This window comes from Photobacterium sp. Ph5, assembly GCF_022129445.1.
In the GTDB taxonomy this organism is placed as follows: domain Bacteria; phylum Pseudomonadota; class Gammaproteobacteria; order Enterobacterales; family Vibrionaceae; genus Photobacterium.
On sequence record NZ_JADQAQ010000057.1, the window covers coordinates 1 to 22,618 of the forward strand.

Sequence of the window (22,618 nt, forward strand, 5' to 3'; positions counted from 1 at the left end):
CTATGCGACTAGGCCTTCAAGAAAACGTGAATTATCTTAATTCACATGCATTAAGCACAAATGCTGGCGTTTTTATTGATAGATACAGGTTTACACTAGCAATTCAGATAAACCGCTTGCTCGCTCCGTTCTCACTTGAACACTTCGACGAATCACATCCGGTTGCGCATACAAATACAGTCTTGCTTTTGCACGGGTAATACCGGTGTAAATCAGCTCTCGAGTTAAAATTGGCGTAAAGTCATGTGGTAACACCATCACAGTATCGGCAAATTCCGAACCTTGCGATTTGTGAATCGTCATAGCAAACACCACTTCATGCTCAGGAATACGGCTTGGTAAGAAGCCACGGATCGTGCCGTCGGGCATTTCAAAATAGACTTTTAAACGGCGTACACCGTCAATCGTTTCCGTTTCAGGCTCTAACATGGTGATACCAATATCACCGTTATACAAACCGACTGCGTGATCATTTCGAGTGATCATAATCGGACGACCTTGATACCAAGTGTCATCCCCCGGATTGATCTTACCGCGATGCGTTAACTCTTTTTCAATTCGGTAATTTAAGCCAGCGACACCAAAATCACCTTCACGTAATGCACACAGTAAACGCACGTTGGCAAACGCATCTAATACCACTTTGGGCTCACGTTGCTCGGCAATCGCATCTAAATAATCAAAATAGAAGGTCGTCACCTGATTGATCATCGACTGATAACTTTCAGTTGATAACGCATAGTGATGGATATCTTTAAAGCCTTGCTGCCATACTTTATCCTCCAGCGCAGGACGGCCACTATTGATCGCTTTCGCTAACTGACCAATACCAGATTGGGAATGGAAGCGATAACTCTTTTGTAGCATACACAAACAATCAGCGACTAAGCTTAAATCTAACGAAGTGCTATGTAAGTCATAGCCTGTTAATTGGCTTAATACCTGACCTTGTGAGCCACTATAACCTTGGTTTGCAAACGAGCAGATATCACCTAACACAGCACCTGCTTCAACTGATGCCAGCTGATCCCTATCACCTAATAAAATCAGTTTGGCGCCAGCTGGCATTGCATCTAATAAACGCGCCATCATAGGTAAATCGACCATTGAAGCTTCATCGACCACCAGCACATCAAGGTGCAGTGGATTTTCTTTATGATGACGAAAGCCAACACGCCCCGGAATCGCACCTAATAGACGGTGAATCGTGCTCGATTGAGTTGGAATACGCTCTTTTACCGACTTTTCGATAGGCAACGATTTAACCGCCGAGCTAATCGATTCAGTCAGTCGTGCCGCCGCTTTACCTGTTGGTGCGACCAGCATGATATTAGGGATATGCTCATCACCGGCTTGCATCACCAGTGCCGCTAGCAGTTTTGCGACCGTGGTAGTTTTACCTGTACCTGGGCCACCAGAAATCACCGCAAATTGACGGGTTAACGCCACGGCTGCAGCCACTTTCTGCCAGTTCAAACAAACATCTAATGGGATCAAACCATCAAGCTGCGCTAAATCGGTTTGTTGTTTTGCCGCACTTAAAACAGCATCAATACTCGCCCAATCAAGCGATTCAGGTTTAACAATATCAAGCATGTCACAGACTAGCGTTTGACGAGCTTGCGGCGTGTCAACGTTGGACAACGCTTCAAACAGATAACCATAAGAGACAGGGAACAAACTATCTAACGCTTGATGCATCTCGCTTAGCTGCTCTGGATTAAATATCAGCTGTTGATTACCTGCATTTTTTGCCATCGATAAAATCTTAGCGGCAACCGTTTGTTCAAATTGCCAGTAACGGCTTAAGTACAAACGGCCATGCTCAATCACTAAAGGTGTAGCTTCAACATTGCCGCCTTTTACTGTCGAAACAACAGTGAATTTGGTGAGTAACTCCGCCCATGACGATGGCTCAGGCATACCATCTAAAAGCTCAATAGCCACACGAGAAGGCAAACCCAATAATCGTTGTGGTGTGATCTTATCTAACATCACACACACATGTCCTTTACCTAGCTCGTTACTAGCAATTGCTGCCACTAGTGCCGCTAAATCGGCTTGTTCAGCAGGGCTATGATAAGCAACGAATTTGGCGAACTGGTAATCAAGCTGACGTAACACACCTTGTTTAGTTAACGCTTGTAGTCGTTTAAGCATGAGGTAATGCTCCATCAATTAATAAATCCAATTCATCTAATAGTGCTTGCGATGGTTTTGCATGGAAAATACCACTGTCGCTACCCGCCTGAATACCACGTAAGAACAAGTAATACACGCCACCGAAATGGGTGTCGTAATCATAATTAGGAATACGACTACGTAAGAAACGTTGCAGCGCTAAGGCATAAATTTGGTACTGCAAGTCGTAGCGGTGATCACGCATCGCTTCCACTAACTGTTCGCCACGATAGACTTGAGGATCATCACCCAGATAATTCGATTTCCAGTCAAGTACGTAGTATTTACCTTGATGCTCAAACACCAAGTCAATAAAGCCTTTTAGCATCCCACTAACCGAGCTAAACCCTAATTCACCTGCTTTGGCGGAAATGGAATCATGTTTCGCGATCACTTTGTTCAGTAATGGTGATTGCAGCATTTCAATCGGCAGTAAAAATTCCATTTCCGTTAAGCGTTGTTGTGGCGTTTTTTCTGCCAGCAACAATAGCTCACCATCAAGAGCACAATTGAGCACATCTTGAATTAGCTGCTGCAATACAGGTAGCCACGCCAATTCATAATGCTCCAGCTCAAGCAACTCGGTTAATTTGGCGACTGTTTCTGGGCTATCAACAGGACGGGTAAATTCAATCTCTTCAAACACGGTATGCAAAAACGTTCCCGGACGCGCACCACGAGGGAAAGTATAAATGGAGTATTCTGGCTCTAACTCAATCTCAGCATCAGGGCTTTCTGAACCATCATTTTGAAGCGCATCGGTTTGGACTGAATCAATATCAAAGCCTGGCAAATCTAAGCTGCTGTCATGGTGTGCTTGGTGCCCTTGTTTTACCAAGTTGGAATAACTGGTCATCCACCAGTTACGTTCAATCTGACGTTCAAACTCACGACGGGTTAATGCTTGGCTTTGCTCATCCAGTGCTTCCCATTTATCTTCAGGGAGCACAGGTGGCTCTGCTATGGTAATCGTTGGTTGAGTTTCAGATAACTTCGCCAGTGCAAGCTCTAACGCAGCCACACCACACTCTTCGCCATTTTGAATTAAATAACCCATGGCTGATTTATGCAGTCCTGTTGGCTCTTTGGTACTACGACCATTTCGAACCGGCGCCATACCCACAAAACAACCGTACACCGCACGGGTCAGGGCAACGTAAATCAAACGTAAGTCTTCAGCTAAACGCTCTTTATCTGCTTTAACAACCGAGTCTTCATGCTTGGTGATATCTAAAATCGTCACGTTATCGTCTTCATCGTGATACTTCACTTCGCCTTTACTATCGACTTCGCGATAACTACAAACAAACGGCATAAAGACTAAATCGTATTCCAACCCTTTGGATTTGTGGATGGTAACAATCTGCACCAAATTACGTTCGGATTCTAAACGCAGAATTTGCTCATCAGAATTACCGTTTGGCTCAGCTACATTTTCAGCCAGCCAACGTAATAGCGCATAATCACTGTCTAAGGTTTGACTCGCTTCTTGCAGTAATTCACCAATGTGAAGTAAATCAGTTAAACGACGCTCACCGCCTTCTTCCACCAATAAACGCTCAGCAATATTGTTTTTCGCCATCACGCTTCGTAGCATTGGCATCACACCACGCTTGAGCCATTGTTGACGGTATTGCTTAAAGCTATTTACTGCAATTTCCCACTCATTCTCATCATTATTAAGCGTATCGAGCTCTATTGCGGTTAAAGAAAACAACCCTGACGCCAACGCAGCACGCAATGCGCGATCGTCATCAGGAGTTAGCACCGCTTGTAATAATCGCTGTACATCAGCCGCTTCTGCAGTGGAAAAAACGCTATCACGATTAGATAAATACACACTGGCAATCCCTTGTTTTGCCAGTGCTTCACGCACCAACTTACCTTCTCGCCCTGTACGTACTAACACCGCAATATCACCCGCTTGCACTGGGTGTTGAGTTTCTTTATCTAAAAAGTAGCCTTGTCCTTGTTGTGACTGCTCTAAAATATGCTGAATTTGTGCCGCTGTCGCCGTTGCCATCGTCGATTCATAATCGCCTTTGGTAATAGGCTTACCATCGAGGCTATCTTGCAACCAGAACGTGAGCGCGTGTTGCTGTTCGCCGTTTAACCACCAGCTACGTTCTGGTGCTTTGGGACTATGACCAACAGGATCAAAGGTAATATCTTGATCATAAATAAACGGGCTATTGGGGGTATCAAAGACACGGTTCACTGACGCAATCATATCGGCTGTCGAACGCCAATTTGTGCCGAGTGTGTAATGATCTTGTACTTGTCGGCGAGCTTGAATATAGGTAAAAATATCAGCGCCGCGGAAAGCATAAATCGCCTGCTTCGGATCACCGATCATGAACAGACCACACTCAGGATGATCTTTATAAACGGCGCTAAAAATACCGTACTGTAATGGGTCGGTATCTTGGAATTCATCGATCATCGCAACTGGATATTGGCTGCGGATCTTACTTGCCAGTAGATCATCTTGATCGTTGTCGATCGCAGCGCCTAACTGCGTTAAGAGATCATCAAACGATAACCACCCTTTATGGGCTTTTGCCTGCGCCAGTAAAATACGACAATGTTCAATCGCGTGCGCTAACAAGGGATCACGTAATGTCGCTGGGTTATCAAGTAAATCAGCAACCGCGACAAATACCGCATGCTGTGGTGCTTCACCTTTCGGGGTTTTAGTGATCAATTCCTGTTGGTGAAACTTCTCTAATTTATCCGGTAAATCATAATTATCAGTCGGTTGATTTGCCCATTCATTCACTTGAGCGAGCCACGTTGGTAGGCTCTTTTTGGTATAGCTACGCTTATTTACATCAGAATTCGCAATTAACACTTCTAAATCAGCGAAGTGCTGTTTCCATAATGCTTTAAATTCATTAATGCGTTCAATATTTTGCTGATGTAACTGCTCTAAACTTGCCGTCATAGCCGCTACAGAAAGTTTAACGGGGGCACCTGTTAAGCTATTGCCAATATCTTTTAATAGCGCATGCGGCGATGACCATAAATCACGGATCTGGCAAGCAAGCGCTCGTGGTAACTGATAGAAATGACTACGCCAGTAATCCGCTACCACCAAGTTCTTCAATTGGCTTTCATCGGTGACAAATTCATTGTTGAAACGACAGCCAGATTCAAACGCGTTTTGAGTCAACATTCGCTGACAAAAACCATGGATGGTATAAATAGCCGCTTCATCCATTTGACGTTCAGCTTGCAGTAAAATATTGGCTGCCGCTTTATGATCGGGATACTCTTGCAGTAACGGGGCTATAACGGGATCGCCACTCACACCACGACTAAACACTAAGCGCGCATCATGAATACGCCCACGAATACGATCGCGAAGCTCTGCCGTTGCCGCTTCTGTAAAAGTCACCACCAGAATTTGATCAACGGTTAATTCAACGGCATGACACGTTTCTGCCTTACCATGACCAAGTAATAGACGCAGGTATAAACTGGCAATAGTAAATGTTTTGCCCGTACCAGCAGAGGCTTCGATTAAACGTGTACCATGCAATGGAAAGTCCATTGGCTGCAAAATATTGGTTTGCGTTTGTACCGTCATGATTTTACTTGTCCCATATCGTAAACTCGATCGCTTCAATGATCCCTTAAGCTTCAAGGTGATCTTGCTCACATCACTAATGTGATCAAACACTTATAAGCGAATATTGCGCGATCAAATCTTTTTATATTCTAATATTGTGAGAACTTACTCACGGTTTGTATTGCAGCGGTTGGTTAGTATCAGCGCCAGAAACTTGGTCACCTCTGGACCGGTGGCCGTACAGCAAACACCCTACAACTAATAATGATTTGCTGGCGGCCACACTACTCCCTTATTCCGGCTTTACTTCTTCACTATTTAATACCGCAGCCTGTAGTACTTTCAGTGCCAACACATAGCTATTCTGTGCAAGTTCATCATTCCAATGTGTCCATACCCGATTGATGTATTCATCCGCACCTTCACCAGCAAAAAAGTAACCATCGTTAAAACAATCTGCCATTTTGCTGTAGGCTTTCTCAATTGTTTGTTCATCGTCTTTCCAATTACCTTGCCTATCAACACACGCTTGAATACCTACGAGTGCTGTTTTAGGAAAATACGCTAAAGGTTGATTTAAGCCTTGGTAATACAATTCGATAAGCTCTTGTAAATAACCTTGTGCTTTACTCGCTTCGATCGCATCAATGACAAGGTGCTTATCGGTACCAATAATATGTGTTTTCTGATTCAGTTCTGGCTGGCTAATCGCTAAACACAGGTGATCGCACCATGCCGCTAGTAAATCAACGGCGCGCACTTTACCACTACGAAAACGCATTAAACCTGATTGATAGCGCTGTTTCAGCCAACCTTGAAGTAGTACGGCATGACCATTTATCGTTAGTGTAATTGCCACTTCTTGATCATCTAATGGAGCATGAATTAATGGCTCAATCTGGTTCACTAACTCACGTACCGCTAAACGGCTGGCATCTAAATCAATATCACCAAATGCAGCAACAGGTAACTTGCCCGCTGCTTTTTGCTCTTGGGCGAAATGACTAAAGATTTGATCCGGATCTTTATTGGTCATTTGAGCATCAAGTAATAATGCTAATAGCTCGTCTTTAACGTGATAACTTTCAAGATGATTAAGCACAAACGGTTCATCATCTTCTAATAAGCCCATAGGTGGCTCGAAGTAAACTTTCAAACGGCGGTTAAAGAAATAACGTACAGGTAAACGCCAAAAACGCTGCAACTCTGCAAGCTCTAATACTTGTTGTTGATCATCCGCAATCGGCTCTGGAGGGAGTTCACCTAATTGGAAAGGTTGGCTCGCTTGTCCTTCACGAGCAGCAGCGGGTAGCCATTCAATGGCATAACTGCCACTCTCTCCAGTAAATGCACTTGGACTAAATGGCACTAAGGGATGATGCTCAATCAATTTTTGTTTAATGTTTTCTGCTGATTGATCGACAGGGAGAGACTCATCCCCCTCTAAGCAATAACCTTGCTGACAATATTCCACCAGCTCACTGACTAGCACAGAAGCAATTTTTTCTGCGTTGTCTTGAATTGAACGACCCACATAGCTGATATATAAGGTTTCTTGCGCTGATAATAATGCTTCAAGGAAAAGATAACGGTCATCATCACGACGAGAACGATCACCCGCTTTAGTGCGACCATTCATTAAATCAAACCCTTCAGGGGCAATATTTCGAGGGTAAGCACCATCATTCATGCCAAGCAAACACACCACATCAAAGGGGATCGAACGCATTGGCATCAAGGTACAGAAATTCACTTGTCCAGCAAGGAAACGTTGGCTGACTCGCTCACCCGATAACTTATCGCGCAAGTATTGAGTTAGCACTGCAGGTGTAATTTCACCTTGATAACCAGCATCATCAAGTTGTTCGTGCAAGCGGTGTAAGTTATCGCGAATCGATTTCAGAACTAATTCGCCTTCAAGCTCAACAGCAAAGAAATCATCCAATAGTTGATTTAATATGTCTGACCAACCAGCGACTGTGTGCGGCTCCGCTAACACTTCACGATAACTAATTAAGCAATCAATAAAACCTGCCAACTGACCCGCTAATTCTGCATCAATACCCTGTACTTGATCGTAAGCAGAAATGCCTTCAAACAAGCCCGTATCATGCGGCATGGCATAACCAAGTAACATCCGCTGAATACCAAACAGCCAGGTATTTTGCATCTGCTCAGGAAGATCAAATTGACTTGATGTATGCTGATCTAAGCCCCAACGCACGCCTGCTTCTTCTATCCACTGTTTTACTTTCTCAAAGCTTTGGCTATCAAAACCAAACTTATTCATTACCGCAGGCACTTCTAATAGCTCTAACAATTCTGACGCGTGACAGCGGCTATCAGGTAGGGTTAGCAGACGTAAAAAAGCCAGCAAGATTGGATTTTCTTGCTCTGCAGTTCGGTCAGAAATGGAGAATGGGATGTAGCGGTTACCCGGCGCATTACCAAATACCGCTTGGATCGCAGGGCTGTAAGCATTGATATCTGCCACCATCACAATAATGTCGCGCGGCTTAAGATCAGGATTAGCCTCAAACATGGCTAAAAGTTTGTCATGCAGCACTTCCACTTCACGCATTGGGCTATGGCATGCATGAATAGAGAGTGAGTTATCATCTGCAGCAATGGGGAATTTATGCTCGCTAGATTCAAGCAAGGTATCATCTTGGCGATCCACCAAGTTTAAAATATCAGCTTGAATAGCATGCAATAAGTTATCAGACTCAATATCAACAAAACCAGCGTCCACTTCGTTAACTTGCATCTCTGATAACAAATACATGTTATCTCGGCCAAGCTTCCCCATAGAGGCTAATAAGCTATTGCCCACCATGCCGTTTTGCATTTCATCATCATAGTGGCTTTCATCGTTGTCTTTTAGTACTTCAATCGTGGCATCAATATCTTGTTGCTCTTCGATATTATGAAGTTTGACCCGTTTACTGGCAGCTAGTCGTGCAAGGTGTTTACGATCGCGAATATCTCCCCAGTAATAACGACAAGGGTTGGTAAACATTAAATGCACGTCAATATGCTCACCAATCGCGGCAAGCGCATCTAAATAACGTGGGGGTAATGATGAGATACCAAACACAAACAAACGCTGCGGTAAACCTGCTGCAACTAATGCTTCTTTACCTTGTGATGCGCTGTAGTTTTGTAGTGTTTCAATAAAATGTTCATACAAGTTGGCACGATGATAAGGCGATTGCCCTAGTGCTAAGGTTTGATCGTACAGTGCTTGCCATAAAATAGGCTGCCAAGGATGTTCATCTTCCAATTCAGCGACCGTTTCCCCCGCTTCCCACTGTTGGATCCACTCAGGGCGATACACCAAATATTGGTCAAAAATATCGGCAATTTTTTCAGCTAATTGATAGCACTTTAGATTGTCATCATCACCATCTAAATAACGCTGTAGTGCTTCAAACTCTGGTTGGTCAAATTGCGCTGGCAACACTTGCATTAACTTCCACGTCATCGCTTCTTTGTTAAATGCACTGCGCTCTGGTACATCAGCAAGTACCTGTGTAAACATCTTCCAAATAAAGGTTGCGGGGAGTGGAAAATCAATATTGGCAGCTACCCCTAACGATTTAGCTAGTTCCATTTTTAACCATTGCGACATTCCTGGGCTTTGTACCAAGATCTGTTCTTTTTCAAATGGATTAGCTAATGGCTGTAGCTTAATAAGCTCCACCAGCAAAGATTTAAGCAAGTCGAGTTGATTGGAATGGTAGACGGTAAACACTAAGGTATCTCACAGCAGGTGATGAATAACTAAATTGTCTACCATGAATTGAATACTGTAAATACGTACAGGCAGAAATATTAACAATATCGTCTTAAGCCTAAAACAAAAAAGCCCGATCATTCGATCGGGCAACACACAAAACATCGGTAATAATGCAGACAAACAACCTTAACTCATTTGTCTGCATTACCATCGCTATCAGACATTTTGTGGACAGTGTTCACTGTTATTTTTAAGAAGTCCGAATGGACGATAAAATGCTAAATAACGAATTGCTACATAGCCAATAATAATACTTGCCACATAAAGCTCGAATGTTGCTAAACCATGTACTTGTGCCACATAGTGAGCATCAAAGCCGTAGTTTTTCATCCATGCAGCAGTTTTAAATAACGCTGTTGAACCAATTGCCATTGGGAACGTAAAAGCTGCGTAACCTGGGCTAAAATCTAAGCGAAGTAGGCGGAAGAAAGCTAAATAAATAACCGCTGTCATTAATACTGCAATACCACCAAGTAATGCCACAATAACAGGTGATGGATTTGCTGTTACTGTTAAATAACCCGCTAGTGATAGGCTTGCTGGCGCAGCCATAATTGCAATAGTCGGTTTTGCAGCATCTGGCACTTCATCACGAAACATAAAGCGATAAATCATCATAGGTAACATGACTGCATACGCTAGCATCCCAAAAATAAGTAATACATTCGCTAATGGATGTAACGCAGGAACACTAGGGAATGACACATCTGCAACAATAATACCGATCGGCGGTACAAACCAACTTGGTACCATATGATGAAGATGGAAATCACATGCGCGGTGATACATGAATAATGCTAAGAAAATAACATGTAACGCAACAGCAAATAACCAAATATAAGCACCTAATGGCGCAGAGACATAAACGCCAACCGCTTTTGATACCACCATCATTGCCATCGCAAATGTTGGTACAACACTACCAACAACATGGTGAGATAAATCACCCCATAATAATTTTGGATGCCATATAAATTTTGCAACTAAAACGAGTAGCATCAATGCCGCAATAACTGCACCTGTCATTTGTGCATAACCATGAAGTGTCGCACCATTTTCCCAGCACCATAAAACACTACCAATACCGAGTGCTAAACCTGCCATTGGGGTTGGTGCCCCTGCTACTTTTCTTTTCGTTCTGTTGATCATGTTTCTCTCCGCCTTTATTTAATAGCGATTAGCGAATTATTTTTGATGAGATAAGTATATCTATATTGATTGTTTTATAATATCTGAATATATTTAACTGCATGTTAAGTTAAACTTAACAAGAATTGAGCGGAAAAATTTTACAGTCATTGGATCTAAATGACGATATACACACAATGAGTTTTCAACAAAGGACAGTCATGAACATTGCACTAAAACAACTAAAAGTCTTTGTTACTGTTGCACAAGAACGCACCATTACCGCAGCAGCTGAAAAATTATTTCTCTCTAAACCGGCTGTCAGCATGGCGCTATCAGAGCTTGAAAAGCAACTTGATCACAAATTATTTGACCGTAATAACAACCGGTTATTAATTAATGAACAAGGTAAAAGATTATTACCATTAGCCGATGAATTATTGGCAAGATCTAACACTATTGAAAAGTTATTTGATCAAGAAGACAGCATTGCTGGAGAGTTAAAAATTGGCTCAAGTGATACTGTGGGTAATCAGCTAACACCTTTTTTAATCCGAGATTTTCGTTCAGCAACCCAGCATCATCATCAAAAGCTATTTATTTCTAACACTGCATTAGTATGCCAAAAACTCAGTGAGTTTGAACTAGATGTAGGTTTTGTCGAAGGGAAAGTTCAGCATCCTGATCTTATTGTTCAGCCATGGCTTGAAGATCAAATGGTTGTCGCTTGTCACCCTGAGCATCCATTAACCCAAATAAAAGAGCTTCGTCTTGCTGATTTAGAAGATTCAGAATGGGTATTACGTGAATCAGGGTCTGGCACACGAGAATTTTTCTTAAATCGTCTTGCACCTCGATTAGAACACTGGACACCCGCTTTTGAATTGAACACCACAGAAGCAATCATCAATAGTGTGGCTGCGGGTCTTGGTATTACTTGTATTTCTCAACGTGCGGCATTACATGCAGTAGAAGAAGAGCGAATTGTCTTATTACCTATGCCATTAGATATGCGCCGCCAGTACTGGCTAATTTTCCATAAAGAAAAATATCAAAGTCCATTGCTAGAATCCTTTATTCAATTTAGCCAGCAATGGACGTTTGATTGATATCGTAATCACACTCGGTTATCACCGACGCTATATGCAATAATCTGGCTGATCTCTGTTAGTGAGCGGCCTGATTCTTGCTGCCAATCATTAAACGCATGTTGCGCATTTCGCCATGATTTTAATGTATCTCGCCCACCATCAACAATGCCCGTATGACGCAAGTAACTTTCTACATCTTTAGTAAACAAGAAACTGTCTTTACCCATCGCACGCAAACTATAAGCACCTGTTTTACCGCCTAAACGTTTTCCGTGTTTCTTTAAGTACAGCCATAATCCTACGATATCTTGCTCTGGCCATTCGGCAACCATATTAGCAAATGAACCATGCTCGACTGCTGCTCGATGGATCATATTGGCGTTTTCAGGAATCGTCATTACCTTTTTTAAATCACGAATAATTTCAGGATCTTGCGCTTTACGCTCCCACATTTCTTCAGGCATTAAGCCCATTTTTTCGATATTAAACCCAAAGAACACTTCTTCAAAACCTGCCCATTTATTACGTACAACTTGCCAGCGAATACCACACTGGAAAATTTTTTGAGTTAAACACGCAAGCCAACGATCATCAGTGATCGCTTTCAATTCATTGCAACTAAGTGGCTGTGATAATCGCTGTTCTAATGCAATATCCCCCCCTTTTCTTTCTGCTGCTCTGATGTAAATTTGGTCAAATTTTTCTCTGGTCATCACATTAACACGCTTAGCACTGGACGAAGCTAGTATGCTACTGTATAAACAGCCAGTAAATCAATTTCGGGAGAGGATGACCATGGCTGTTATCGTCAAATATGTAGTTGAGCGCAACGGAGAAGAAAAGATGACTTTCACCTCTAAATCCGAAGCCGACGCATACGACAAAATGCTAGATATGGCTGACGAGATGTTTACTTTACTTAGCGAAAGTGAGCTTTTCGAAGATGAAGCCAAGCAAGAAGAACTATCAATGTTCTTAGCGCAAAAGCGTGAAGAAGTATTAATTGCGTTAGGCGCGAAAAAAGCAAAACCAGCAACAAAGAAGAAGGTAGCAAAGCCTGAAGTTGTTGCAGATACCCCAGAGCAAGAAGACGCAGCATAATTTTTAAAATTATCCCGTTCGCTGTTGAAAGCCTCCTCACCGGAGGTTTTTTTATAACTCAGCAATAAAAACTCTATTCTACAACCAATATCAGCCAGTAATTTGTCCCATTTTTAAGGGCTATTCCCTCCCTTTAAACCAATATATACGTTAAAAAAACATCATTTTGCTCTGATTTTTCTTTCGGCTCTTCTATATCTTACCAAGTGTCTTTATGATGGTTTTATTAATCGGGAGTTATCTGCTCGTTGCAAATGACCTCTCGGGCTTATCTTGATGTTCCACCTCAATGTAAGGTGTATTTAACATCACATTTTTTGTAATGGAGAACAGGTAACCATGTCTAGCTTTTCACTTGCCCTAGGTACAGCCACGAAAAACCGTGATGGAAAAATCATTGAAGCGTTTTTCCCAACCCCAACGCTACATCCATCAGAAGATCTAGTAAAAAGTATCGCAGCTATCGTTGATTATCGTGGCGGTAACCAAGCGATTGAAGTAACACCAGAACAATGTGCAGCAATCGCTTCTGCATTTGAAGATGCTGACGATGAAGTAAGTGCACAGTTTGCAGCAAAAGCAACACTCTCCTCTCAGCCACTTGTTATGGTGATGTTAAAAACAGATATCGCTCCATCATCTGTTGCTGAAGGTTTCTTAAAGCTGCAACTTATCTCTCACCGTTTAGTTAAACCTCATGGCGTAGTGCTTGACGGTATCTTCGGCTTACTACATAACATCGCATGGACAAACAAAGGTCCAATTGATCTTCCAGAGCTTGCTGATCGTCAAATGGAAGCTCGTTTAAACGGTGAAACGATCACAGTCGATTGCGTCGATAAATTTCCTAAAATGGTGGACTACGTGGTACCAACAGGTGTACGTATTGCAGATACTTCTCGTGTACGTCTTGGCGCACACGTGGGTGAAGGTACGACAGTGATGCACGAAGGTTTCATCAACTTCAACGCAGGTACAACTGGTGTGAGCATGGTTGAAGGCCGTATCTCTGCAGGTGTTGTTGTGGGTGATGGCTCTGATATCGGTGGTGGTGCATCTATCATGGGTACATTATCTGGCGGCGGTAAAGTTGTCGTTTCTATCGGTGAAAACAGCCTACTAGGTGCCAACGCTGGTCTTGGTTTCCCAATGGGCGATCGTTGTACTATTGAATCAGGCCTATATGTAACTGCTGGCTCTAAAATACAAATGCTTGATGCTAACGGTAAACCTGTAGAAGTGGTTAAAGCGCGCGATCTTGCTGGCAAACCTGATCTACTATTCCGTCGTAACTCTATGACAGGTCAAATCGAATGTTTAACCAACAAAACTGCGATTGAGCTAAACAGCGAATTACACAGTAATAACTAATTTTTATTGTAGATAAATAAAAATCGGCTCACCTAAAATAGTGAGCCGATTTTTTAGTGGGTTAACACTTATTTTTCTATTTCAGTATTAGCGACTTTCTTTTGGATAATATAAACAAACGGATTATTAAAAGAAAACTTACTACCTTGAGTCGTTAGTCGACGATCTTTCATTGCCCCTAATACTTCTTTCTGTGCTTTAATTAAGGCAAAAAATCGCAGCATGATAAAACCAATAAGTATCGGTAAAAATACCGACCCTGCCTCATTTGATTTTAAAATAAAGCTAATCGCTAACCAGCCAGCAATCATTGCTAATAACAAATAAAAAGGGGCTGTTTTTAATTCTATCCGTATCTCTGAATCCGTTTCACTACGTTGAAAAAAGAATTTCACTGTTTTATCCACCTATTAAGTCCTTAAACTTAGAATCTCATATCCCGATAAACGCTATCAAGTAGATTTATTTATATAACTTCTTATTACCGCTCATTTTTCATTGAAAAAAGAACAGCAGCCAACCTTCTTTACACTATTTATTCACTATAACAACATTAATATTTGCAACTTCAAGTATTTATTTTGGGAATATTCAAAACAAATACTTGGTGCTACTTTTCTTACTATTAGGTAACACCTGTCTCCATATAACGTTTTAAAAATGTTATACGCCTACAAGGACACCTAACCCACATATGTTTAAAGTTTGAAATATAAGTAGGTTATTATGGCTAGTACAGACAAGATAAATAAAGGGAGGATCGGCGTATTTGCCTTGGCAATGTTAAACATTGTTGCCGTGGTTAGTTTACGTGGTCTTCCGGCTGAAGCAGAATATGGTTTAAGTTCGATTTTTTACTATATTTTTGCGGCGATTGTTTTTCTTATTCCCGTATCACTGGTTGCTGCAGAATTAGCAACAGGTTGGTCGGAAAAGGGGGGGATTTTTCGCTGGGTAGGTGAAGCTTTTGGTCCAAAACTTGCGCTTGTTGCTATTTTTATGTTGTGGATTGAGGTGACCGTTTGGTTCCCAACAGCACTCACATTCGGTTCTGTTTCCCTTGCCTTTATGGGACCTAACCATACTTTTGACCAAGCACTATCAGAAAACAAATTCTTCGTACTTGCCATTGTGCTCGCTATTTATTGGATAGCTACTTTTATTGCTCTACGTGGTACCGCTGCATTTTCAAAAGTCGCTAAATGGGGTGGTTTAATCGGTACGGTTATTCCTGGTATTGTTTTAATCGTATTAGGTTTTTCTTACTTCTTTGCCGGTAATACACCACAAATTCAATTAGGTTGGGATAAGCTTATTCCTGACTTCTCTAACTTTAATAATGTTGTTCTTGCGGCTAGTATCTTCTTGTTCTATGCCGGTATGGAAATGAACGCTATTCACGTTAAAGAAGTTGATGATGCGCCACGTAACTACCCTATCGCCATCGGTATTGCTGCACTTGGTACGGTATGTGTATTCGTACTCGGTACATTAGCTATTGCCTTTGTTATCCCTCAAAAAGACATTAGCTTAACTCAAAGCTTACTGGTTACTTACGATGACATGTTTGCTTGGGCAGGTATTAGCTGGGCTGCACCTGTTATGGCAGCATGTTTAGCTCTTGGCGTACTAGCAGGTGTTGTTGGTTGGGTCGCAGGTCCTTCTTCAGGTTTACTTGTTGTGGCAAAAGGCGGTTACTTACCTCGTTTTTGGCAATACACCAACAAACACGGCATGGCATCACATATCATGTTGATGCAAGGTCTACTTGTTACCGCTCTATCAGTCGTATTTGTGGTACTTCCTTCTGTACAAGCGGCTTATCAGATCTTAAGTCAGCTTACAGTGATCTTATATCTTGTGATGTACCTATTGATGTTTGCTGCTGCTATTCACTTACGTTATAGCCAACCAAACCGTCCACGTGCATTCAAAATCCCTGGTGGTAATGGTGGTATGTGGTTTATTGGTGGCGTAGGTTTTGTTGGCTCTTTAACTGCCTTCATCTTCTCATTCATTCCACCCGGTCAGATCTCTGTCGGTAGCCCTCAGGAATACGTAGGTATCTTAGTTGTGCTAACCATCATCTTTGTATCTGTTCCGCTATTTATCTACAAAGCCCGCAAACCTCACTGGAAAGATCCAGCGGTTACAGACTTTGCGCCATTCACTTGGGAAATTGAAAACGTTCATCCAGGTGTAATTAACCCATCAGACAAAGTTACTCACACATTGAATCAATAAGGAGATGAATATGTCGTGTTGTAAAAAAGATGTCGCTGCCGTTATGCAACAAGCGTTTGATTTGCATAAAGGCAACAAAGATGGCGCTAATGCTTCTTACATACCATTCCTAGCATCGGTTCCATCAGATTTATGTGGATTGGCTTTCGTGTCTGTCACAGGCGAAGTCATCAAAATCCAAGATGTTGACTATAAATATGCCATTGAGTCAATTTCAAAAATCATGACACTGGGCTTAGCGCTTGAACAATCAGGTGCTGATGCTATTCACAATAAGGTCGGTGCTGAACCAACAGGCTTACCGTTTAATTCAGTGATGGCACTTGAACTCCATAACGGTAAACCACTAACACCGCTTGTAAATGCAGGTGCAATGGCAACAGTAAGCCTAATTGAAGCTGATGATAAAGAACAACGCTGGCAGAAAATTCTAGCATTTCAATCGGCTCTTGCTGCTGCCGAGATTGAGCTATCAGAAGATGTAAACCAGTCAGAGCAAACCACTAATGCCCATAACCGTGCAATTGCTTTGTTACTAGAATCATCAAATCGTATCTACTCTGATCCACTTGAAGCGTGTGATGTTTACACCCGTCAGTGTTCGACGCTATTCAATACTGTTGAATTGGCCACAGTAGGTGCCACTTATGCTAATGGCGGTAAAAACCCAATTTCAGGACAACAGCTTGTTAGCCCTGAAAATGCCTCTCATATCTTAGCTGAAATGATGATGGAAGGACTTTACGACACATCGGGCGACTGGGCTTATGACGTTGGTTTACCTGGTAAAAGTGGAGTCGGTGGTGGTTTACTAACCATCATTCCAAATATCGGTGCACTCGCTGCATTCTCACCTCGTATCGACCAATTTGGTAATAGCGTACGCGGACAATTAATGATCAAACATGTCGCTCAAACAATGGGCTGGAACTTGTTTAATAGTAAGCAACACTAAGGTAGGAAGAAAATTATGGCTCTTCATGAAGTAACACGTCAAAACGAAAATGATCCAATCTTTGGCTCAGACGCTATCAATAACGTTGCGGCAACTACCAAGCTACCACAGCAAGAACAAGCACCTAATGTGATCTACCAAATGATCCGTGATGAGCTTTACCTCGATGGTAATGCACGTCAAAACCTTGCCACCTTCTGCCAAACATGGGAAGAAGATGAAGTGCATAAATTGATGGATCTTTCCATTGATAAAAACATGATTGATAAAGATGAATACCCTCAGTCTGCTGAAATTGAAGGCCGTTGTGTGCATATTCTAGCGGACTTATGGCATTCACCAGAATCAGTTACTACTGTTGGTACCTCAACTACAGGTTCAAGTGAAGCCTGTATGTTAGGTGGTTTGGCAGCTCTATGGCGCTGGCGTGAAAAGCGTCGCGCACTAGGTCAACCAACCGATAAACCTAATATGGTTTGTGGCCCTGTCCAAGTTTGTTGGGAAAAATTTGCCCGCTACTGGGACATTGAAATGCGTGAAACAAAAATGGCTGATGGTCATTACTGTATGACGCCAGAGGACATGCTAGAACTTGTTGATGCTAACACTATTATGGTGGTACCGACTTTCGGTCAAACATTTACGGGTTTATACGAAACAGTAAAACCATTATCTGATGCACTAGACACTTACGAGCATGATACTGGCAACTCTATTGATATCCACGTAGATGGCGCAAGTGGTGCAATGTTAGCACCATTCTGTGCACCAGAAATTGAACCTTGGGATTTCCGTTTAGAGCGTGTTAAATCAATCAGTACTTCTGGTCATAAATTTGGCTTAGCACCATTAGGTTGTGGTTGGGTTGTATGGCGTAGTAAAGAAGATTTACCTGATGGTTTAGTATTCCATGTGAACTATTTAGGTGGTGATATGCCAACCTTCGCATTGAACTTCTCTCGCCCTGCAGGACAAATCATTGCGCAATACTACAACTTCCTACGTTTAGGTTACGAAGGCTACAAACGTATTCATGATGCAAGTTATGATGTTTGTGAATACCTAGTAAAAGAATTAAATAAATTTAATCTCTTCGAGTTTATCTTTGATGGTAACCGTAAAAAAGGTATTCCCGCAATTTCATGGCGTTTGAAAAATGATGCTGACGTATCATTTAGCTTATATGATTTAGCCGATCGTCTACGAACTCGTGGTTGGTTAGTACCTGCTTACAGCTTACCTGCTAATGCACAAGATCTTGTAGTGCAACGTATCTTAGTAAAACAAGGTCTAACGATTGATTTAGCTAATCTATTGATTGCGGACTTTAAACGTTCAATCGATTTTTTAAATACTCATGCATCAGCACAATGTACCGCTGAAGATGTAAAAAACTTTGATCACAGCGGTCGTTAATCAGCATTGATAATTAAGCAATAACCTTATTAAGGCCAGATGATTCTGGCCTTTTATTTTTAAAAACACTAAGCTCATTTTTACTACCTTAACCCCTCTCTTTTTCATGCTACGATCCATTACTTACTCCATTAATGGAATCATATAGGTTCACCCATGTTTATTCACTGCATTGAAATTATTTGTATTATTGCCTTTGCATTAAGTGCCGTGATCAGTGAATCGAATAAAGGTAAAGATATCGTTAGTATCATGGTTATCGGGTGGGTAACCGCACTCGGTGGTGGTACTGTTCGGGATGTTATTCTCTCAACTAACCAAGTATTTTGGATCCGAGATCCCTCTTATTTTTGGACAGCATTAATTAGCTCATTTGTTGGATTCTTTCTCGCTCCGCATTTACGCAAGATCAGAGCAGAACGCCTTATTGTTATTCTTGATGCCATTGGTATTTCAATGTTTTCAGTACTCGTAACAAAAGACTTAACAGCTCAACATTACGCCCCTTATGTTGCGATCACTATGGGGATGATCACTGCTGTATTTGGCGGTGTATTACGCGATATACTCACCAACAGACCAACAATGTTTAACAATACCGAGTTTTATGCCAGTCCAGTCATTATTGGCTGTTACTTATATATTCTACAAACAGAACATCACATTAATCCTGATATTGCGACTTTAAGCAGCATTATATTTATTATTGCTTTACGCATGTATATCGTTATTAAGAAAAAAACATTTCCAGATTTTTTATTACTCAAATAATTTATTTATCTTCTAACGATGCACTTGCCATACTTTTCTTACCCAGTAATGCAAAAATAAACCCTAGCAAAGCTGTAAGAAAGATAATTGCCGTTAGTGCTTTAATGTTGTCTAAATCAATGCTCCAAGTAATAAAGATAAAAATCGCAGAAAATACCATTTGCCCCCCACCAGATAACGCACTCACCGTTCCATATTGATTACTATAAGGAACTAATAATAAAGATTGAGAGCAGGGATAAATAAGCGCTTGTGCAATAGCAATACCAATAAACCCTATTGTTATCGTCAATAACGTTATCGGTAGAAATAAGAACATCATCACCACACTCAATTGAATAATCGGTGCAATAAAAACAATATGATGTGTGCCGTATGATTTCCTCAAAATAAAGCACCATCCACTTGCAAGTAAAAAAGTAATAGCTGGAATGATTGACCAATACGCATAATTTTCTGATATTATCTTTAGTTGCGATTCAAAAACAAACGGGGCTAATGATCCTGAAAAAATCACTAATGCCCAATTTACCCAGCCTATCATTGCGTAAGAGATAAAATAACGGTCAGTCAATAATATACCGTAATAATGGAATATGGAGCGCAATGAGACTGATGAACGAGGTACTGATAATGTTTCGGGCAAATAAAATAATAAAATTAAAAAACCTAGTAAGGTATAAATAAACAAACAGATAAAAACAGCAAACCACCCAAAATGATGATTTACTAATCCTCCCATAATCGGCGAGAATATTGGCGTAAATGCTGAAATAATCGATAGCCCCGTCATCGCTGATAAAAAGAATTTATTTTTATAGCTATCATGCAATATTGATCGAGCAATAACCGATTCACACCCTCCGCCAATACCTTGAATAAAACGTCCTAATACCAAAATATAAAAATAATGGTGAAAATAAAGGATGATCCCTAAGCCAACAATAGAAATCAACAACCCTATCAATAATACAGGACGACGGCCATAAACATAAGATAACGGCCCATAGAATAGTTGTGATGGACCATATCCAATCAAATAACTAACAATCAGTCCTTCCGCAAGATTTTGATTAATTTTAAAATCAAGATGGATCCAAGGTAACAAAGGAAAAACTAAGCCTAAACTAAGCTGACCGATACTGACTATTAATATAGCGAGAAATAGGATGTTCCAGTTTTCTTTAATAACACCTTTTACTTGAGCGGCTAAAGGCATATCTGTTGAATTACTCATGACAACAAGCTCGACTCTAGAATAACAATAATTAGCCGAACTATTTTATTCCTCTATGTTCAGTGAATACTATTTAGTTAATCAATTTAAGATTTTTCTTTTTATCTTTGCGTTCACGTAATAAAAAGAGCAATCACCCCCCAAACTCATCCGCAAAATAAATACAACAAAGCCCATACATTCATTATTTTACTAGCCGCTTACATTTAAATTACAAAGCTCTGTCATTAAACAGGAACTAATCAGGAGAATAGAGTTCAGCAAATTTAGGAGAGATATAATGAAAAAAAGTATGATTATGGGTTTAAGTGCACTGGTTGCTATTTCAAGTTTATCGTTAACAGGATGCAATGAAAAATCCCACGCTAACGAACCAACGGAAGCAAAAATTTTATCCGTAAAAGCCGTCACTAAAACAGTAACAACACCACACCAAGTTTGTGAACAAGTTGCTGTTACTCACAAAGCAGCTCCTAAAGATGAAAATAAAATCATTGGTACTATCGCAGGTGCTGTTGCTGGCGGTGTACTTGGACACCAAGTCGGTGGTGGTAATGGTAAGAAAGTAGCAACAGTCGCTGGTGCTGTTGCCGGTGGTGTTGCTGGTAATGCGGTACAAGGTAAGATGCAGGCAAACAATACGACGACAACAATGGAAAAACGTTGTCATACTGAAAATAGTAAAACAGAACAAACTATTGGCTATGATGTAACTTACCAACTAGGCGATGACAAAGACACAATTCGTATGGATAACAAACCAAGTGGCGATACGCTAGCAGTTAAAAACGGTAAAGTTGTTATCTAATCTATAGTCATAATAAGATTATTCTAAGCCCTGCTAGTAATAGCGGGGCTTTTTCTTTAATAATAGCGAATGGACGGAGTTGCCACTCCAAACATTAGCGTACCCCGACGCGGCAGGAACCTAAGCTTCTCAATTTAAAATCTTAACCAAACGAACTCCCTCCACGATCATTTTCATTTCTTACAAACGAAAAAAAGCCCCAGTCTTTCGACTAGGGCTTAATATAAGTGGCGGAACGGCCGGGCTTGCGCTCAAGCGGGACTCGCCCCCCCCGGCGTGACAGGTCGCTAAGCTCTCCAATAAAGAGGCTAACCAACTGAACTACCAACTCACTCAAATACATTTAACTCATTTATTCCAAATGTAAAAAAGCCCCAGTCTTTCGACTGGGGCTTAATATAAGTGGCGGAGCGGACGGGACTCGAACCCGCGACCCCCGGCGTGACAGGCCGGTATTCTAACCAACTGAACTACCGCTCCACACGGAGATAAAACTTTCGTTTTATCCGATACCTGTCGTTCAGAACAAGTATCTTAAATTTGAAGCCTGGCGATGTCCTACTCTCACATGGGGAGACCCCACACTACCATCGGCGCTATTACGTTTCACTACTGAGTTCGGCATGGGATCAGGTGGGTCCATAACGCTATGGTCGCCAAGCAAATTCTGTTTATTTATCGCCGTTAGGCAATAAATAGCAATCTGGGAAAGTTAACTAGTGTTCTCTACACGTTCAAGTGTACTTGGAGTCCGTATAAAACCCCTTGGGTGTTGTATGGTTAAGCCTCACGGGCAATTAGTATCGGTTAGCTCAATGCCTCACAGCACTTACACACCCGACCTATCAACGTTGTAGTCTTCAACAACCCTTTAGAGACCTTAAAGGTCTAGGGATGACTCATCTTGAGGCTCGCTTCCCGCTTAGATGCTTTCAGCGGTTATCG

The 22,618-nt window shown here is 41.5% G+C and carries 15 protein-coding genes, 1 tRNA gene and 2 rRNA genes; 8 read left to right on the plus strand and 10 right to left on the minus strand.

The window, feature by feature from the left end:
• Positions 1-90: 90 nt before the first annotated feature.
• From recD to I3259_RS17270, 4 genes are all read right to left on the minus strand, one after another.
• Complete coding sequence (gene recD, locus I3259_RS17255; RefSeq protein WP_238030963.1) at positions 91-2,160, minus strand: exodeoxyribonuclease V subunit alpha; 2,070 nt, start codon at positions 2,158-2,160, stop codon at positions 91-93.
• On the minus strand, positions 2,153-5,770 hold the full coding sequence (gene recB / locus I3259_RS17260) for an exodeoxyribonuclease V subunit beta (RefSeq protein ID WP_238030964.1): 3,618 nt from the start codon (positions 5,768-5,770) through the stop codon (positions 2,153-2,155). Before recB ends, recD begins: the two co-directional genes overlap by 8 nt.
• 274 nt (positions 5,771-6,044) lie before the next feature.
• Positions 6,045-9,506 carry an exodeoxyribonuclease V subunit gamma gene (gene recC / locus I3259_RS17265; protein WP_238030965.1) on the minus strand — a complete coding sequence of 1,154 codons (3,462 nt, stop codon included), beginning with the start codon at positions 9,504-9,506 and terminating at the stop codon, positions 6,045-6,047.
• 201 nt (positions 9,507-9,707) lie between these two features.
• Positions 9,708-10,700, minus strand: a complete 993-nt coding sequence (locus tag I3259_RS17270) for a TDT family transporter (RefSeq protein ID WP_238030966.1) — start codon at positions 10,698-10,700, stop codon at positions 9,708-9,710.
• 200 nt (positions 10,701-10,900) lie between these two features.
• Here I3259_RS17270 and I3259_RS17275 point away from each other — a divergent pair, with 200 nt between their 5' ends.
• Positions 10,901-11,788, plus strand: a complete 888-nt coding sequence (locus I3259_RS17275; RefSeq protein WP_238030967.1) for a LysR substrate-binding domain-containing protein — start codon at positions 10,901-10,903, stop codon at positions 11,786-11,788.
• Between the two features lie 8 nt (positions 11,789-11,796).
• Here I3259_RS17275 and I3259_RS17280 read toward each other — a convergent pair whose 3' ends face one another.
• Positions 11,797-12,483 carry a DNA-3-methyladenine glycosylase I gene (locus I3259_RS17280; RefSeq protein ID WP_238030968.1) on the minus strand — a complete coding sequence of 229 codons (687 nt, stop codon included), beginning with the start codon at positions 12,481-12,483 and terminating at the stop codon, positions 11,797-11,799.
• A gap of 82 nt (positions 12,484-12,565) precedes the next feature.
• Here I3259_RS17280 and I3259_RS17285 point away from each other — a divergent pair, with 82 nt between their 5' ends.
• Positions 12,566-12,871 carry a YebG family protein gene (locus tag I3259_RS17285; protein WP_238030969.1) on the plus strand — a complete coding sequence of 102 codons (306 nt, stop codon included), beginning with the start codon at positions 12,566-12,568 and terminating at the stop codon, positions 12,869-12,871.
• A gap of 339 nt (positions 12,872-13,210) precedes the next feature.
• Positions 13,211-14,242, plus strand: a complete 1,032-nt coding sequence (gene dapD / locus I3259_RS17290) for a 2,3,4,5-tetrahydropyridine-2,6-dicarboxylate N-succinyltransferase (protein ID WP_238030970.1) — start codon at positions 13,211-13,213, stop codon at positions 14,240-14,242.
• Positions 14,243-14,310: 68 nt separating this feature from the next.
• Here the strand turns inward: dapD and I3259_RS17295 are convergent, their stop codons facing one another.
• Complete coding sequence (locus I3259_RS17295) at positions 14,311-14,637, minus strand: hypothetical protein (RefSeq protein WP_238030971.1); 327 nt, start codon at positions 14,635-14,637, stop codon at positions 14,311-14,313.
• A gap of 331 nt (positions 14,638-14,968) precedes the next feature.
• Here I3259_RS17295 and gadC point away from each other — a divergent pair, with 331 nt between their 5' ends.
• The 4 genes from gadC (at position 14,969) to I3259_RS17315 (ending at position 19,628) form a co-directional block, all read left to right on the plus strand.
• Positions 14,969-16,486: a putative glutamine/gamma-aminobutyrate antiporter GadC gene (gene gadC / locus I3259_RS17300; protein ID WP_238030972.1), complete on the plus strand. Its 1,518-nt coding sequence runs from the start codon at positions 14,969-14,971 to the stop codon at positions 16,484-16,486.
• Positions 16,487-16,496: 10 nt separating this feature from the next.
• Positions 16,497-17,441, plus strand: a complete 945-nt coding sequence (gene glsA / locus I3259_RS17305; RefSeq protein WP_238030973.1) for a glutaminase A — start codon at positions 16,497-16,499, stop codon at positions 17,439-17,441.
• A 15-nt stretch (positions 17,442-17,456) separates the two neighbouring features.
• Positions 17,457-18,857 carry a glutamate decarboxylase gene (locus I3259_RS17310; RefSeq protein WP_238030974.1) on the plus strand — a complete coding sequence of 467 codons (1,401 nt, stop codon included), beginning with the start codon at positions 17,457-17,459 and terminating at the stop codon, positions 18,855-18,857.
• A 156-nt stretch (positions 18,858-19,013) separates the two neighbouring features.
• Complete coding sequence (locus tag I3259_RS17315; protein WP_238030975.1) at positions 19,014-19,628, plus strand: trimeric intracellular cation channel family protein; 615 nt, start codon at positions 19,014-19,016, stop codon at positions 19,626-19,628.
• Position 19,629: 1 nt separating this feature from the next.
• Here I3259_RS17315 and I3259_RS17320 read toward each other — a convergent pair whose 3' ends face one another.
• Positions 19,630-20,865 (minus strand): MFS transporter, encoded by a 1,236-nt coding sequence (locus I3259_RS17320; protein ID WP_238030976.1) that lies wholly within the window; start codon positions 20,863-20,865, stop codon positions 19,630-19,632.
• A gap of 280 nt (positions 20,866-21,145) precedes the next feature.
• Between I3259_RS17320 and I3259_RS17325 the strand changes: the two genes are divergently transcribed.
• Positions 21,146-21,673 carry a glycine zipper 2TM domain-containing protein gene (locus I3259_RS17325; RefSeq protein WP_238030977.1) on the plus strand — a complete coding sequence of 176 codons (528 nt, stop codon included), beginning with the start codon at positions 21,146-21,148 and terminating at the stop codon, positions 21,671-21,673.
• Positions 21,674-22,076: 403 nt separating this feature from the next.
• Here I3259_RS17325 and I3259_RS17330 read toward each other — a convergent pair.
• The 3 genes from I3259_RS17330 to I3259_RS17340 form a co-directional block, all read right to left on the minus strand.
• Positions 22,077-22,153 (minus strand) — tRNA-Asp (locus I3259_RS17330).
• 65 nt (positions 22,154-22,218) lie between these two features.
• Positions 22,219-22,334, minus strand: a 5S ribosomal RNA gene (rrf, locus tag I3259_RS17335).
• 115 nt (positions 22,335-22,449) lie between these two features.
• Positions 22,450-22,618: ribosomal RNA gene (locus I3259_RS17340) — 23S ribosomal RNA — on the minus strand; the annotation flags it as partial.